Genomic DNA, 13,724 nt, shown 5'->3' on the forward strand with positions numbered 1-13,724 from the left:
CCCCTTCCGTACGACCGTACGATGGAGGGGGTCCAGTGCCGTATCTAGGAGGATGACCGTGGCCGAAGAGCTCACTCCGGAGACAACGGACGAAGCTGAGGAGCCGATCAAGCAGCGCAAGAACGGTCTGTACCCCGGCGTGTCCGACGAGCTGGCCGAGAGCATGAAGTCCGGCTGGGCCGACACCGAGCTGCACGGCCTGGAGCCCATCCCCCAGGCCGAGTACACCGCCGCCCGCCGCGCCGCGCTCTCCGCGCGTTTCCCGGGCGAGCGGCTGGTCATTCCCGCCGGCAACCTGAAGACTCGCTCGAACGACACGGAGTACCCCTTCCGCGCCTCCGTCGAGTACGCGTACCTCACCGGCAACCTCACCGAGGACGGCGTCCTCGTCCTGGAGCCCAAGGGCGACGGCCACAAGGCGACGATCTACCTGCTGCCGCGCTCCGACCGGGAGAACGGTGAGTTCTGGCTCTCCGGCCACGGCGAGCTGTGGGTCGGCCGCCGCCACTCCCTGGCCGAGGCCGAGCAGCTGTACGGCATCCCCGCCGCCGACGTCCGCGAGCTGGCCGACAAGCTGCGCGAGGCGACCGGGCCGGTTCGTGTCGTCCGCGGTTACGACGCCGGGATCGAGGCGGCGCTCACCGACAAGGTGACCGCCGAGCGCGACGAGGAGCTGCGGGTCTTCCTCTCCGAGGCCCGGCTGGTCAAGGACGCGTTCGAGGCCGACGAGCTGCAGAAGGCCGTCGACTCGACCGTGCGCGGCTTCGAGGACGTCGTACGGGTCCTCGACAAGGCCGAGGCGACCAGCGAGCGCTACATCGAGGGCACCTTCTTCCTGCGCGCGCGGGTCGAGGGCAACGACATCGGTTACGGCTCCATCTGCGCGTCCGGCGCGCACGCCTGCACGCTGCACTGGGTGCGCAACGACGGTCCCGTCCGCTCCGGGGACCTGCTGCTGCTGGACGCGGGCGTGGAGACCCACACGCTCTACACGGCGGACGTGACGCGCACGCTGCCGGTCAACGGCACGTACAGCGAGATCCAGAAGAAGATCTACGATGCCGTGTACGAGGCCCAGGAGGCCGGTATCGCGGCCGTGAAGCCGGGCGCCAAGTACCGCGACTTCCACGACGCCGCGCAGCGCGTGCTGACCGAGAAGCTCGTCGAGTGGGGTCTGGTCGAAGGGCCCGTGGAGCGCGTGCTGGAGCTGGGGTTGCAGCGCCGCTGGACGCTGCACGGCACCGGTCACATGCTCGGCTTGGACGTCCACGACTGCGCGGCGGCACGGACGGAGACGTACGTGGACGGCACGCTGGAGCCGGGCATGTGCCTGACCGTCGAGCCGGGCCTGTACTTCCAGGCGGACGACCTGACCGTGCCCGAGGAGTACCGCGGCATCGGTGTCCGTATCGAGGACGACATCCTGGTCACGGAGGACGGCAACAAGAACCTCTCGGCGGGACTGCCGCGCCGCTCCGACGAGGTCGAGGCGTGGATGGCGTCCCTGAAGGGCTGACTTTTCCCGCGTACGCATGAGTACGTCACGCGGGGCCGAAATGGCCTCCCTATAAGGGCTGATACGAGAGTGATGGCCGGGTGCCCTTCTGGGTACCCGGCCTCTTGGTGTGCCTAGGGGGGCGGCTTTGGTGGACGACTTCTGGTCCGGCGTCGGTGTCGATCTGCATCTGGAGCCGGACGCGCGGGCAGGGCGACGGGCGGGGCTTGAACGGGCTCTACGGGATGCCGTACGCGACGGGCGGCTCTCTCCGGGTACGCGGCTTCCCGCGACCCGGCGACTGGCGGCCGAGCTGGGGGTCTCTCGGGGTACCGCGAAGGCGGCGTACGACCAGCTGGTGGCCGAGGGATATCTGACGGCACGGCAGGGTTCGGGGACCGAGGTGGCGGCGCTGCCCACGACGTCCCTGGACGCCTCCGGAAACGGGGCACGCGCGCGTGCGCCTCGTTTTGATCTGCGGCCCGGCAGTCCGGACGTCGGTACGTTCCCGGCGGCGGCCTGGCTGCGGGCCTTGCGGCGGGCCATCGCGGCGGCGCCCTCCATGGCGTACGAATACGGCGATCCACGCGGCCGCATCGAGCTGCGGACCGCCTTGTCGGGGTATCTGGGGCGGGCGCGCGGGGTGATCGCGCCACCCGAGCGGATCGTGATCACCTCCGGTTACGTTCAGGGGCTCGCGCTCCTCACACGTGTGCTGGGGTCCGGGGTGATCGCCATGGAGGACCCGGGGCTGCCCTTCCACCGGGACGTGGTGCGGCACAACGGCGGATCCGTGGCCCCTGTGAGCGTCGACGAACGGGGCGCCCGCGCCGAGGAGTTGGGCGACGCGGCAGCCGTCGTCGTCACGCCCGCGCACCAGTACCCGACCGGAGTGACCCTTCAACCGGAGCGGCGGCGGGCGCTCACGGACTGGGCACGCGCGCGTGGAGGGCTGATCGTCGAGGACGACTACGACGGGGAGTTCCGCTACGACAGACAACCCGTGGGCGCACTCCAGGGAATGGCACCGGGACAGGTCGTCTACCTGGGGACGGCTTCCAAGACGCTCGGGCCCGCGCTGCGGCTCGGCTGGATGGTTCTGCCGCCGCATCTGGTCGACGCCGTCGCCGACGCCAAGCTGCACAGCGATCATCACACCGAGTCCATCGGCCAGTTGGCCCTCGCCGAGCTGATCACCAGCCACGCCTACGACCGGCACATACGCGCCTGCCGACTGCGGTACCGGCGGCGGAGGGATCAGCTGCTGGCCCGGCTGGGGCCGCGCCGGGGTGTGCGCGGGATCGCGGCCGGGCTGCACGCGCTGGTGGACGTGACCGACGAGGACGCGGTAGTCGCAAGGGCCGCCGAGGAGGGGCTTGCGGTGGGGTTCCTCGGGGAGCACTGGCACGGGGCGCGTGAGGGGCGGCCCCAAGGGCTGGTGGTGGGGTACGGGACGCCTCGGGAGCGGGTCTATCCGGAGGCGTTGGAGGTGCTGGGGCGGGTGCTGGAGGGCTGAGGAGCGGAGGGCTGAGGCCGCGGGCACCCGGGTTTCTCGAGGGCTGCGCAGAGGGCACGTCAGCGCTGGAATTGGAGCATGAAATGGCGTGCTGATTGGTTCTGTTGAGGGATCCACTGCCTCCGTAGCGTCGTCGCCATGTCGAACTCGCTTCTCCCGCCCGCGGGCCCGCAGCGTGTCCTGGCCGTCGCCCAGTTGAGCAACTCCGTCGGAGACGGCGCCTTCTACGTCACCTCCGCCCTGTACTTCACCCACGTCGTCGGCCTCGCCCCCGCGCGCGTGGGCCTCGGGCTCACCATCGCGTGGGCGGTCGGGTCACTGGCGGGTGTGCCCCTGGGGCGGCTCGCCGACCGGCGCGGGCCGCGTGGCACGGCGGTGCTGCTGGCGCTGGCGACCGGTCTCGCGGTGGCGGCCTTCCTGGTCGTACGCGGCTTTGTGCCGTTCGTGCTCGCGGCGTGCGGGTACGCGGCCGCGCAGTCGGGTCTCGCGGCGGCCCGGCAGGCGCTGCTGGCCGGGCAGGTGTCCCGGGAAGAGCGGACGGGGCTGCTCGCGCATCTCCAGTCGACGCTCAACGCCGGTCTCGCGGTGGGGGCGGCGCTCGGCGGGCTCGCGCTGCACATGGGGACGCGGGAGGCCTACCTCGGGGTGTTCGCGCTGGACGCGGTGAGCTTCCTGTTGTGCGCGGGGGTGCTGCTGCGGCTGCCGGTCGTGAAGCCCGTGCACGCGCGCGTGGGCACCGGTCAGGGTCGCGCAGGGGGCCGCCGGGGCGACGCCCTCGGAGTGCTGTGCGACCGCCCGTATGCGGTCGTCACGCTGCTCAACACCGTGCTGCTGCTCCGGATGCCACTGCTCAGCCTGGGCATCCCGCTGTGGATCGCCGAACGGACGGATGCCCCTGCCTGGCTGGTCTCCGCGCTGTTCGTGCTCAACACCGGTGCAGTGACGCTCTTCCAAGTGCGGATGGCGCGCGCGGTGACGGGCCTCGCGTCGGCCACGCGCGCGGTGCGGCGTTCGGGGCTGGTGATGCTGGCGTCGTGCGCGGTGTTCGCGCTGTCGGCCGGGGTCTCGGCCTGGGTGGCGGTGGGTTTGCTGGTCTCCGGCGCGGTGCTTCAAGTCGTCGCCGAGATGCAGCAGTCGGCGGGTTCCTGGCAGCTGTCCTTCGATCTCGCCCCGGCCGACCGGGTCGGCGAGTACCAGGGGTTCTTCGGTACGGGCGTAACCGTGGCGCGCACGGCGGGACCGCTGGTGCTGACGGCGCTGCTCGTGGGGTGGGGGACGCCGGGCTGGCTGGTCCTCGGCGGACTCATGCTGGCGGCTTCGTACGGGATGGGGCCGGCGGTGCGGTGGGCGGCGGCCGGCCGGCCCACCGCACCGCGGGCCGAGCAGGTCAGGCAGCCCGCGCCCGCGAACTGAGCAACACCGGAAGGGGGCCCCGAGCAGTCCGCTGCTGCCGCGGGGCTCCACGCGCGCGTGAGAGGTCGTCGTCGAAGGCGGCGAGGGCCGCGCGGCCCGCCTCAGCAGGGCGTCGAGGCAGGCGTACGGCTCGGGGTCGCCCGCCGAGCGGGCTGTGGCCTGCGCATCCAACGCCCGCTTCCGTGAACAGCTTCACAGCTGGGGCAGGATTGCGCGGGGATGGGGTGAAACGTAGCTTGTACGCCTGCTGTGCGGGTCAAAGTGTGTGAAAGGTGTTCCCGGTGGGACGACGCGAGAAGCCGGTCGATCCCGATGCCGGTCCCATACAGCGACTCGCACATGAGCTGCGTGTCCTCCGGGAGAAGGGCGGGAAGCCGCCGTACCGGGAGATGGCCAAGCGCGCGGGCTACTCCACGACCGCGCTGTCCCAGGCGGCGGCCGGTGAGCAGCTGCCGTCCCTTGCCGTGGTGCTGGCGTACGCCGAGGCACTGGATGCCGACCCCGACGAGTGGGAACGGCGCTGGCGGGAAGCAGACGCCGAGGTCCGGGCACCCGCGCCGGACGAGAGGCCGCCGTACCGAGGGCTGGCCCGCTTCGAGCCGGACGACAGTGATCTGTTCTTCGGCCGGGAGACGCTCGTCGCCGGACTGGTGGAGCTGGTGCGCGAGCACCGGTTCGCGGCGGTGTTCGGGCCGTCCGGCAGCGGGAAGTCGTCGCTGCTGCGGGCGGGGCTGATTCCGAGGCTGCGGCAGGCGGCGGGGGCGGAGCGGCCGGCGGTGATCCGTGTGTTCACCCCGGGTGAGCGGCCCGCGCATACGCATGAGAAAACGCTCGTCCCGCTGGACGGCGACGGGGAAACCTGGGTGATCGTCGACCAGTTCGAGGAACTGTTCACCCTGTGCCACGACCGCGAGGAACGGGATCGGTTCCTCGACCTGCTGCTCGCCGCGCGACGACCGGGGAGCCGGCTGCGCGTGGTGATCGCGGTCCGCGGTGACTTCTACGGGCACTGCGCCGGCCACCGTGAGCTGGCCGAGGCCGTCTCCCGGGCCAATCTGCTGGTCGGGCCGATGAGCCGGGACGAGCTGCGCGAAGTGATCACCGGCCCGGCCACATCCGCCGGTCTGAACGTGGAACGTGCTCTCACCTCCGAGATCATCGGCGAGGTCGTCGACCAGCCGGGCGCGCTGCCCATGCTGTCCCACGCGTTGCTGGAGACCTGGCGCCGCCGCCGCGGCCGGTTGCTGACTCTGGCGACGTACGAGGAGACAGGCGGTGTACGTGGCGCGATCGCCGCCACTGCTGAAGAGGTGTACGGCGGGCTGTCGGCGGAGCAGGGGCGTATCGCTCGGCGGATCCTGTTGAGGCTGATCGCCCCTGGTGACGGCACGGCCGATACTCGTCGCCCCGCGTCCCGGGCCGAGCTCGGCAGCGGTGCGCAGGACGTGCTGGAACGCCTGGTCGTCGCCCGTCTGGTCACCCTGGACGGCGACACGGTGGAGCTTGCGCACGAGGCGCTGATCACCGGCTGGCCGCGCCTGGCCGGCTGGATCGAGGAGGGCCGGGACCGGCTACGTGCGCAGCGCAGGCTCGGCGAGGCCGCCCGCGCCTGGGAGGAACTGGAGCGCGACCCCGGCGCGCTCTACCGGGGTACGCGGCTGGCCCGGGCCGAGGAGCTGTTCGCCCGGCAGCCGGACGACGCCCTCACCCGGCACGGGCACCCGAACGACGACCTCACCCCGCTGGAGCGGGCCTTCCTCACCGCTTCCCTCGCCGCCCGGGAGACCGAGCAGGAAGTCCAGACCCGCACCGCACGGCGGACGCGTTCCCTGACCGTCGGTCTGTCCGTGTTCCTCGTCCTCGCGCTGGCCGCCGGGCTGGTCGCCTGGCAGCGCGACCGGGTGAGCCAGGAAGAAGCCGCCAAGGCCGCCGCCCGCCGCCTGGCCACCGTGGCCGACAGCCTGCGCTCCACCGACCCGCGCACCGCCTCCCTGCTCGGGGTCGCGGCGTGGAAGATCGCCCCGCTCACCGAGTCCCGCTCGGCGCTGCTGGGCGCTCTGGCGCAACCGGAGCGCGATGCCTTCACCGACCCCCTGGCCGGGAAGGGCGTCCGGCGTTTCCTCGCCGACGGCGGCCGGACCCTGCTCAGCGTCGACGGCACCGCGGTGACCGCCCGGAACGTGGCCGACCACAAGGTCACCGCCACCTACAACCTGCCGAGCGGTACAGAGGTGGGCAATGTCGGGCCCGACTCCCGGTTCCTCGATGTCACCGGGCCGGACGGAGGCGAAAAGCTGTGGAACCTTCCGCTGAGGAGATCTGCCGCTGAGTTGGGCGACGCCTCACTGCTGGAAGGCAGCGCGTCCGACGGGAGCGCGTACCTCACTGGGCCCACGGACGGCCCAGGCACGGTACGGCTGCACCGTACGGACGACGGCAAAGTCCTCTTCAGCACCGCCCTCACGCGCACGCTCTCCACGGCGGCCGTCAGCCCCGGTGGACGTCTGCTCGCGCTCTGCCCCGCTGACGGACCGCTCGAGCTGTGGGACACCGAGGACGGCAAGCAGCTGCCCGGAGACTGGGAGAAAGCGGACAAGATCCTGTGTGGCACCGGCTCCGGCGCGGACAACGGCCCGCGCCTGCTGCGGTTCAGCGCGGACGGCCGGCGGCTGGCCGCCGCCTACGGCACCGACGCCCTGATCTGGGACGTCCGCAGCGGACGTACGCTCAGCGACTTCACCAGTGGCGGGATCACCGGCTTCACACAGGCCGCGCTCTCCCCCGACGGCGAGTTCCTGGCCACCGCGGACGACCACGAACTCGCCGTGTGGCGACTGTCCACCGGCGGTACGGAGGTCTTCCACCGGCAGCTTTCCAAGGATGAGGCCACAGAGCTGACCTGGGACCCGGGCAAGCCTCGCCTCCTGCGCTACCGCGCCAGCGCCACGGTGCACACATTCGACCTGACCGACCACCTCACCCCGCGATGGCAGAGCACTCCGGTCGACGCGAGCGTGCTCAGCCCGGACGGCGCATCCCTGGCCACCGTCACCCGGTCCGGCGGCGGCTACCGCTTCGAGCTGCGTTCCACGGGCACGGGTACGGTCCTCGCCCGCGCGAGGCTCGGCGCGCTGCCGAGCCTGTCCGACGCGGAGATGCCCCGGCTGGCCTTCAGTCCGGACGGCGATGCGCTGGCCGTCGCCGACACCGTGTCCTCGGGCGGCTCGCTGCGGCTGCGCTTCACCGTGTGGGACGTGGACGCGCACCGGGTGCGTACGGTCTTCGAGACCTCGGGCGCGGCCGACCGCCCGGCCACCGCCCTCGCCCTGGGGCCCGGCGGCCGTACGCTGCTGGCCGTCCGCTCTGCCGCTGGCAGCGACGGGACGGAGATCTGGGACACCGAGAGCCACAGGCGGTCGGGGACCGTGCAGGGCTTTTCCGGGGAGGTACTGGCCGCGCGGCCGGACGGAGATCTGCTCGTGAGCTCCGACGATCAGTACGCCGATCCAGGGACCGGAGATGTCACCGGGCGTGCGCTCGCCGACGGCCGCCAAGTCACCGCGCTGGCGTTCAGCCCGGACGGCACCCGGCTCGCCGTCGGCGACTCCACCGGGCACGTCACCCTGTGGGACGGCGACGTCCGGCACCGTACGGGTGCGCTGACCGGTACCTCCGACACGGCCTCCCAGGGCGAGCCGGAGGGCGTGGGGGCACTCGCCTTCTCCTCCGACGGCGGCACGCTGGCCGTGGGCGGGGCGAGCGGAACCCTGCGGCTGTGGGACACCGAGGGGCAGCAGCTCCTCGGGACGGACCTGCCCACGCCCGGCGACGAGATCCGCTCCCTCGCCTTCGCCGAGGACGGCGGCACGATCTACGCCGGCGGCCTCCATGTACCGCTTCAGCGTCTCCCCATCTCCCCGGACCGGGCCGTCCGCACCATCTGTGCGCGCACGGGCGGTGGACTGACCGAGGCGCAGTGGCGCACCTACATCCCTGACGCGCCCTACGAGCAGGTGTGCGCCAAACGCGACTGAAGCGTCTGAAACCAGCAGGAATCGACCCGGGACTGATTGTTCAGGGTGGCTCTGTGCGTCGCTGAAAAATGCCTCTGCCCTGAACGATCAATGACCAGAACGACCGCGGCGTCCCGTCGGCGGCGTCTGCCCGTCTCCTCAGTCAGGTTCTGGTCTCATGCGCACTCGCATTCTGCTCCCCTCGCTTCTGCTGCTCGGCGCCCTCTCCTTCACGGCGGCCTGCTCGTCCGGTTCGGACGGCTCCTCGGGCACGGGATCCGCCGACGGGCGGCCCGGATCCACCCCCGCCCCGTCGCCGGTCCGCAGTGTCGACCCGTCGAAGATCAAAGGGCTGGAGATCGTCAGCGACAGCAGCGAGCAGAGTTCCTGCCCCTTCGCGACGAGCTACCCGGACGTGCCCGGGGCGGAGGCGATGACGGCCGCGATGAAGAAGGACGTGGAGGAGCGCCTGGCCGGCTTCCGCTCAGGAGGGTGCGAGGACAGCGTGGAGGGCCGCGAGCTCAACATCAGCCATCATTTCCTGGTCGCCTCCGGCGACGTCCTCGGCGTACGGCTCAGCACACACGACCACACTGGCGCGGGGCCCGGGCTGTCGACCAGGACGTACTGGTACGACGGCAAGGCCGGCGCGTACGACACGGCCCTCGGACTCGTCGACGAAGGCTCCCGGGACGCCTTCGTCGCCGCCTTGAAGGATCAGCTCAAGGGCCGCGAAGGCTTCGCCCCCGACCTCTTCGACGCCACGCTCTCCGAGGACTCCATCACCGCCGCCCTGGACGACATGGCTTTCACCGCCGACGGCGGACTGCGAGTGACTTTCGACCGCGGCGAGGTGGGCGTCCCGCCCGCCGGGAGCTTCATCGTGGCTCTGTCCAAGGAGACGATCACGCCCTGGCTGTCCGGGTTCGGAAAGCGCGTCCAGCGGCAGACCGTGAAGCCCAGCCGTTCGCTCGACCTGGGCGCGGCACACGTCCCCGAGCCGGCCGTCCCCACCCACACCGCCTCCGGCGACGACGACACCGACTGCAAGAAGGTCAAGTGCGTTGCGCTGACCTTCGACGACGGGCCGGCGGCGCCGGAGACCGGGACCCTGCTGACCTACCTCGCGGAGTACAAGGCGCGCGCCACCTTCTTCACCACCGGCCAGAACGTCGCCGCCCACCCCGAGCTGGTGCGCGCCGAAGCGAAAGCCGGACACGAGGTCGGCAACCACTCCTGGAACCACCCCGATCTCACCAACCTCACGCCCGAGCAGGTCGCCTCCCAGCTGGGCCGCACCAGTGCTGCCATCAAGGCCGCCACCGGCAAGGCTCCCTCTGTCTTCCGCCCGCCCTACGGCGCGATGAACGCCCAGGTGAAGGCCGTGACCACGCTCTCACCGGTGATGTGGGACGTGGACACCGAGGACTGGAAGTACCGCGACGCCGACAAGGTCGCCCGGACCGTCATCGACAAGACGCAGCGCAACGACGTCGTCCTGATGCACGACATCCACCCCACCTCGGTCGCCGCGGCCCCGCAGATCCTGCGCACGCTGACGGCCCAGGGCTACCATTTCGTCACCATCAGCCATCTGCGCGCCACCCTCTGAACCACCGAGCCCTTCCGCATAGGTGAGTCCGGGGTGCTGTTTCACGTGAAACAGCACCCCGGACTCACCTTCAGCGGCACTACACCGCCACCAGCGGCATGTCCTTCCGCCACTTGAGGATCTTGTCGAAGCTGACCACCGCGCCGCCTCGCCCCGGCTTGTTGCCGATCTGGACGTGGTCGGCGAGCTCCTCGATCAGGCACAGGCCTCGGCCGTGCTCGGCGTCGCTGGGCGCGGGACGAATGGGAGTGCGCCTGCGTCCGGAGGGAAAGCCTGGGCCGGAATCGGTCACCTCGATACGGCATTTCTCGTCATCGAGATAGGCGGTGACTCGGAAGGCCTCGGCCGACTGCCCTTCGGAAGATTCGCCTCCGTGCTCGACGGCGTTGGCGCAGGCCTCACTCAGGGCGACGGAGAGGTCGTACGAGATGTCCGGATCCACCCCTGCTGTCTCCATGGTGCCCATCAGGAGACGTCGGGCGAGCGGGACGCTCGCGGCTTCGCGCCGGAGATGGAGTGACCACCAGATGCTCATGCTCCAGCCTCCTGGCCGCGGCTCGACATACCGTTACGTATTGCCCCAAGGGGCGGACTGTAAGCGTGAGATTGACGTGATGCCGCCCATACGGCGGATGTGCGGGCGGCTGCGATCGGTGTAGATGAGGGCGACTTCCACCAGAACGTGACCTTCCGGGCTGTACGGACCTTGCGGACCTGCCGTATGGAGCGGGTGGGCCCAGTGCGATGATGAGCCCGCAATGAGTGCTCCCCGACTACGTGCACGCACCGGAGGTGATCTCCGGGTTCCGAGGGCCGCGATGTTCGCCGCGGTCTGTGTCGTGCTGGCCGGGGCCGGGCACGCGGTCGCCTCCTGCGAAAGCATTCCGCTGTGGTCGCTGGGGACCGGATTCCTCGCCGTCTTCGCCGTCGCGGTGCCGCTCGCCGGGCGTGAGCGCTCGCTGCCGGGCATCGCCGCGCTGATGGCGGTCGGCCAGACCGTGCTGCACACACTCTTCGGGCTCGGGCAACACGGCACGGCGGCTGAAACCGGGAACATGGACGCCTCGCTCGTGGCGCGGGCCGCGCGGCTCGTGTGCGGCACGTCCGTCGCGGCGATCAGCCCGGCGCAGGCCCAGCGGATCCTCGCCAACGCGGGGATCACCCCAGGCACAGGCGCGGGCGCGAGCACCGGCTCGGGGCAGTCGGGGCACCACCACGCCGCGGACGCCATCACGGCCGCCGCGGACCCCTCGGTGTCGCTGCTTCCCTCCCTGCCCATGCTGCTCGGCCACGTTCTCGCAGGCCTCGCCGCCGGGTGGCTGCTGCGCCACGGGGACATCGCGTTGCGGCGCCTCATGCGGCTGTCGGCGCACGGAGAGGGACCGGTCCGCGCGCTGCGCCGGGCACTCGCGCTCGTACGGGCCCAGCTGGCGGGGCTTCCGGGTACACCCGAGGCGGCGCCCTGCGCGCCGCGCGCCACACAGCTCGGGCCACCGGCCCCGCGTACGACCGTTCTTCATCACTCGGTGATCAGACGCGGACCGCCGTCGGACGCGGACCTCGTCCTCGCCGCCTGACGCGACGCACCGCCACTCCCAGGGGTGCCGTCATGCGGCACGCGCGTGCCCGTCTTTTCGGATACGCGACCCCGTTCTTTCACCGAACCAGTGCTGAAAGTGGAGTACTCCCTGCCATGAAGGCTTCCCGTATCGCCGCCGCCGGTGTCGCCGCCGCCACGGCCGTCATCGTCCTGTCCGCCCCCGCCTTCGCGCACATCAGCGTGCAGCCGGAGGGCACGGCCGCCAAGGGCGGCTATGCGACGGTCAACTTCAAGGTGCCGAACGAGCGCGACAACGCCTCGACCACCAAGATCGAAGTGAGCTTCCCGACCGACCACCCGCTCGCCTCGGTCATGCCGGCGCCCGTCGACGGCTGGAAGGTCGACGTCACCGAGTCCAAGCTCGCCAAGCCCGTCGAACTGCACGGCGAGAAGATCGACGAGGCCGTCAGCAAGGTCACCTGGACCGCCGACGGCAAGGGCATCGAGCCCGGCTACTTCCAGAAGTTCCCGCTCTCCATCGGTGCGCTGCCCGAGAACACCGACGAGCTGGTGTTCAAGGCGATCCAGACGTACTCCAACAAGGAGGTCGTGCGCTGGATCGAGGTCCCGCAGGAGGGTCAGGAAGAGCCCGAGTCGCCGGCGCCGGTGCTCGCGCTGTCCGCCGCCGAGGACGGCCACCACGGCTCGGCCTCGTCCGACAGCGGCTCCGACGACGCCGAAGACGTTCAGGCCGCCGCCAACGAGTCGACCGAACCGGCCGCCGCCACCTCCTCCGAGACCAGCGACACCACGGCCCGCGTCCTGGGCATCGTGGGCATCGTCGTCGGTGTGGCGGGCGTCGCGTACGGCGTTCTGGCCAGCCGTCGGCGTTCCGACGCCTAAGGACCAACACCCCTCCGGTGCGTGCCCTCGGGGTCGTACATCGCCGTACGACCCCGGTTCGGGCCGCAGCTCTCACATCTGGGACATTTTCCTATGCGCAAGAAGACGTTCGCCGCCGCCCTGGTCGCCACGGCCGCACTGACCCTGACCGCCTGCGGCAGCAGCGACAACAGCAGCTCGCCCGTCGCCGAGGTCTCCGCCGAGACCGGCCCGGAGAAGGCCGCGACGGTCCTCGACAAGCCGTTCGAGAAGCCGGACCTCGTCCTCACCGATACGCAGGGCAAGTCGTACGACCTCCGCGAGGCGACCAAGGGGCAGCCGACGCTGATCTACTTCGGCTACACCAACTGCCCCGACATCTGCCCGCTGACGATGAACAACATCGCAGTCGCCAAGAAGCAGCTGCCCAAGGCCGAGCAGGACAAGCTCCGCATCGTGTTCGTCACCACCGACCCGGAGCGGGACACGCCCTCCGAGCTCGGCAAGTGGCTCAAGGGCATCGACCCCGCTGCCGTCGGCCTGACCGGCTCCTTCTCCACGATCCAGGGGGGCGCCCGGCAGCTCGGCATCTCCATAGAGGCGCCGACGAAGGACAAGGAGGGCAAGGTCACCTCCATGCACGGCACCCAGGTCGTCGCATTCTCGCCGAAGACCGACGCCGGCTATGTGCTGTACGGGGAGGACACCACCGTCGACGACTACACCAAGGACCTCCCCAAGCTGGTCAAGGGGCAGACACCGTGAGGCGTCCCATCGCGCCGGCCGTCGTCATGGCGGGCTGCCTGGCCCTCGCGGGCTGCGGCGGCTCGACCGACGGCGCTGACGCGGCCCCCGAACTGTCGGTCCAGTCCGCTTACATGCCCCAGCCGGTCACGGAATCCCTGGCGGCCGGTTATCTGACCGTCGTCAACGACAGCGACAGCTCCGTCGACCTGGTCTCCGCCACCAGCGACATCGCCGAGGACATCAGCGTCCATGAAACGTCCGGTCAGACGATGAAGGAGGCCGGCCCGCTGGAGATCCCCGCGGGCGGCCGGCTCGTCCTTGAGAGCGGCGGCAACCACCTGATGTTCGAGAAGCTGAAACACAGGCCCAAGGAGGGCGAGACGGTGTCCGTGAAGCTGCGCTTCACCAAGACCGACCCGATCACGGTCGAGATGCCGGTGAAGTCCGCCACGTACCAGCCGACGTCCGCGAAGTCATCGTCGACGTCGTCGAATTCGCACCACTGA

The 13,724-nt window shown here is 70.8% G+C and carries 10 protein-coding genes; 9 read left to right on the top strand and 1 reads right to left on the bottom strand.

All coding sequences use genetic code 11. The features are described from left to right. Positions 1 to 58: 58 nt before the first annotated feature. From OP79_RS17860 to OP79_RS50450, 5 genes are all read left to right on the top strand, one after another. Positions 59 to 1,516: an aminopeptidase P family protein gene (locus tag OP79_RS17860; protein WP_106972419.1), complete on the top strand. Its 1,458-nt coding sequence runs from the start codon at positions 59 to 61 to the stop codon at positions 1,514 to 1,516. 130 nt (positions 1,517 to 1,646) lie between these two features. After that, positions 1,647 to 3,011: a MocR-like pyridoxine biosynthesis transcription factor PdxR gene (pdxR, locus tag OP79_RS17865; RefSeq protein ID WP_033321347.1), complete on the top strand. Its 1,365-nt coding sequence runs from the start codon at positions 1,647 to 1,649 to the stop codon at positions 3,009 to 3,011. A gap of 138 nt (positions 3,012 to 3,149) precedes the next feature. Further along, positions 3,150 to 4,424, top strand: coding sequence for an MFS transporter (locus tag OP79_RS17870; protein WP_033321239.1), 1,275 nt, complete (start codon positions 3,150 to 3,152; stop codon positions 4,422 to 4,424). A gap of 281 nt (positions 4,425 to 4,705) precedes the next feature. Then, positions 4,706 to 8,458 carry an nSTAND1 domain-containing NTPase gene (locus OP79_RS17875; RefSeq protein WP_033321240.1) on the top strand — a complete coding sequence of 1,251 codons (3,753 nt, stop codon included), beginning with the start codon at positions 4,706 to 4,708 and terminating at the stop codon, positions 8,456 to 8,458. Between the two features lie 157 nt (positions 8,459 to 8,615). Beyond that, entirely contained in the window at positions 8,616 to 10,049 is a 1,434-nt protein-coding gene (locus OP79_RS50450; protein ID WP_051744726.1) for a polysaccharide deacetylase family protein, read from the top strand. A 79-nt stretch (positions 10,050 to 10,128) separates the two neighbouring features. On the opposite strand, the gene OP79_RS17885 is transcribed toward OP79_RS50450, so the two are convergent. Beyond that, positions 10,129 to 10,584, bottom strand: coding sequence for an ATP-binding protein (locus OP79_RS17885; protein WP_033321241.1), 456 nt, complete (start codon positions 10,582 to 10,584; stop codon positions 10,129 to 10,131). Between the two features lie 223 nt (positions 10,585 to 10,807). Here OP79_RS17885 and OP79_RS17890 point away from each other — a divergent pair, with 223 nt between their 5' ends. From OP79_RS17890 to OP79_RS17905, 4 genes are all read left to right on the top strand, one after another. Next, positions 10,808 to 11,626: a hypothetical protein gene (locus OP79_RS17890; RefSeq protein ID WP_078491852.1), complete on the top strand. Its 819-nt coding sequence runs from the start codon at positions 10,808 to 10,810 to the stop codon at positions 11,624 to 11,626. 116 nt (positions 11,627 to 11,742) lie between these two features. Next, a complete protein-coding gene (locus OP79_RS17895) occupies positions 11,743 to 12,492 on the top strand; it encodes a YcnI family copper-binding membrane protein (RefSeq protein ID WP_033321243.1) in 750 nt (249 codons plus the stop codon). Between the two features lie 93 nt (positions 12,493 to 12,585). Next, on the top strand, positions 12,586 to 13,236 hold the full coding sequence (locus OP79_RS17900; protein ID WP_033321244.1) for an SCO family protein: 651 nt from the start codon (positions 12,586 to 12,588) through the stop codon (positions 13,234 to 13,236). Then, positions 13,233 to 13,724: a copper chaperone PCu(A)C gene (locus OP79_RS17905; protein ID WP_033321245.1), complete on the top strand. Its 492-nt coding sequence runs from the start codon at positions 13,233 to 13,235 to the stop codon at positions 13,722 to 13,724. The genes OP79_RS17900 and OP79_RS17905 overlap by 4 nt, the downstream gene beginning before the upstream one ends.

It is taken from the genome of Streptomyces yerevanensis (assembly GCF_000716805.1).
Lineage (GTDB): Bacteria > Actinomycetota > Actinomycetes > Streptomycetales > Streptomycetaceae > Streptomyces > Streptomyces flaveus.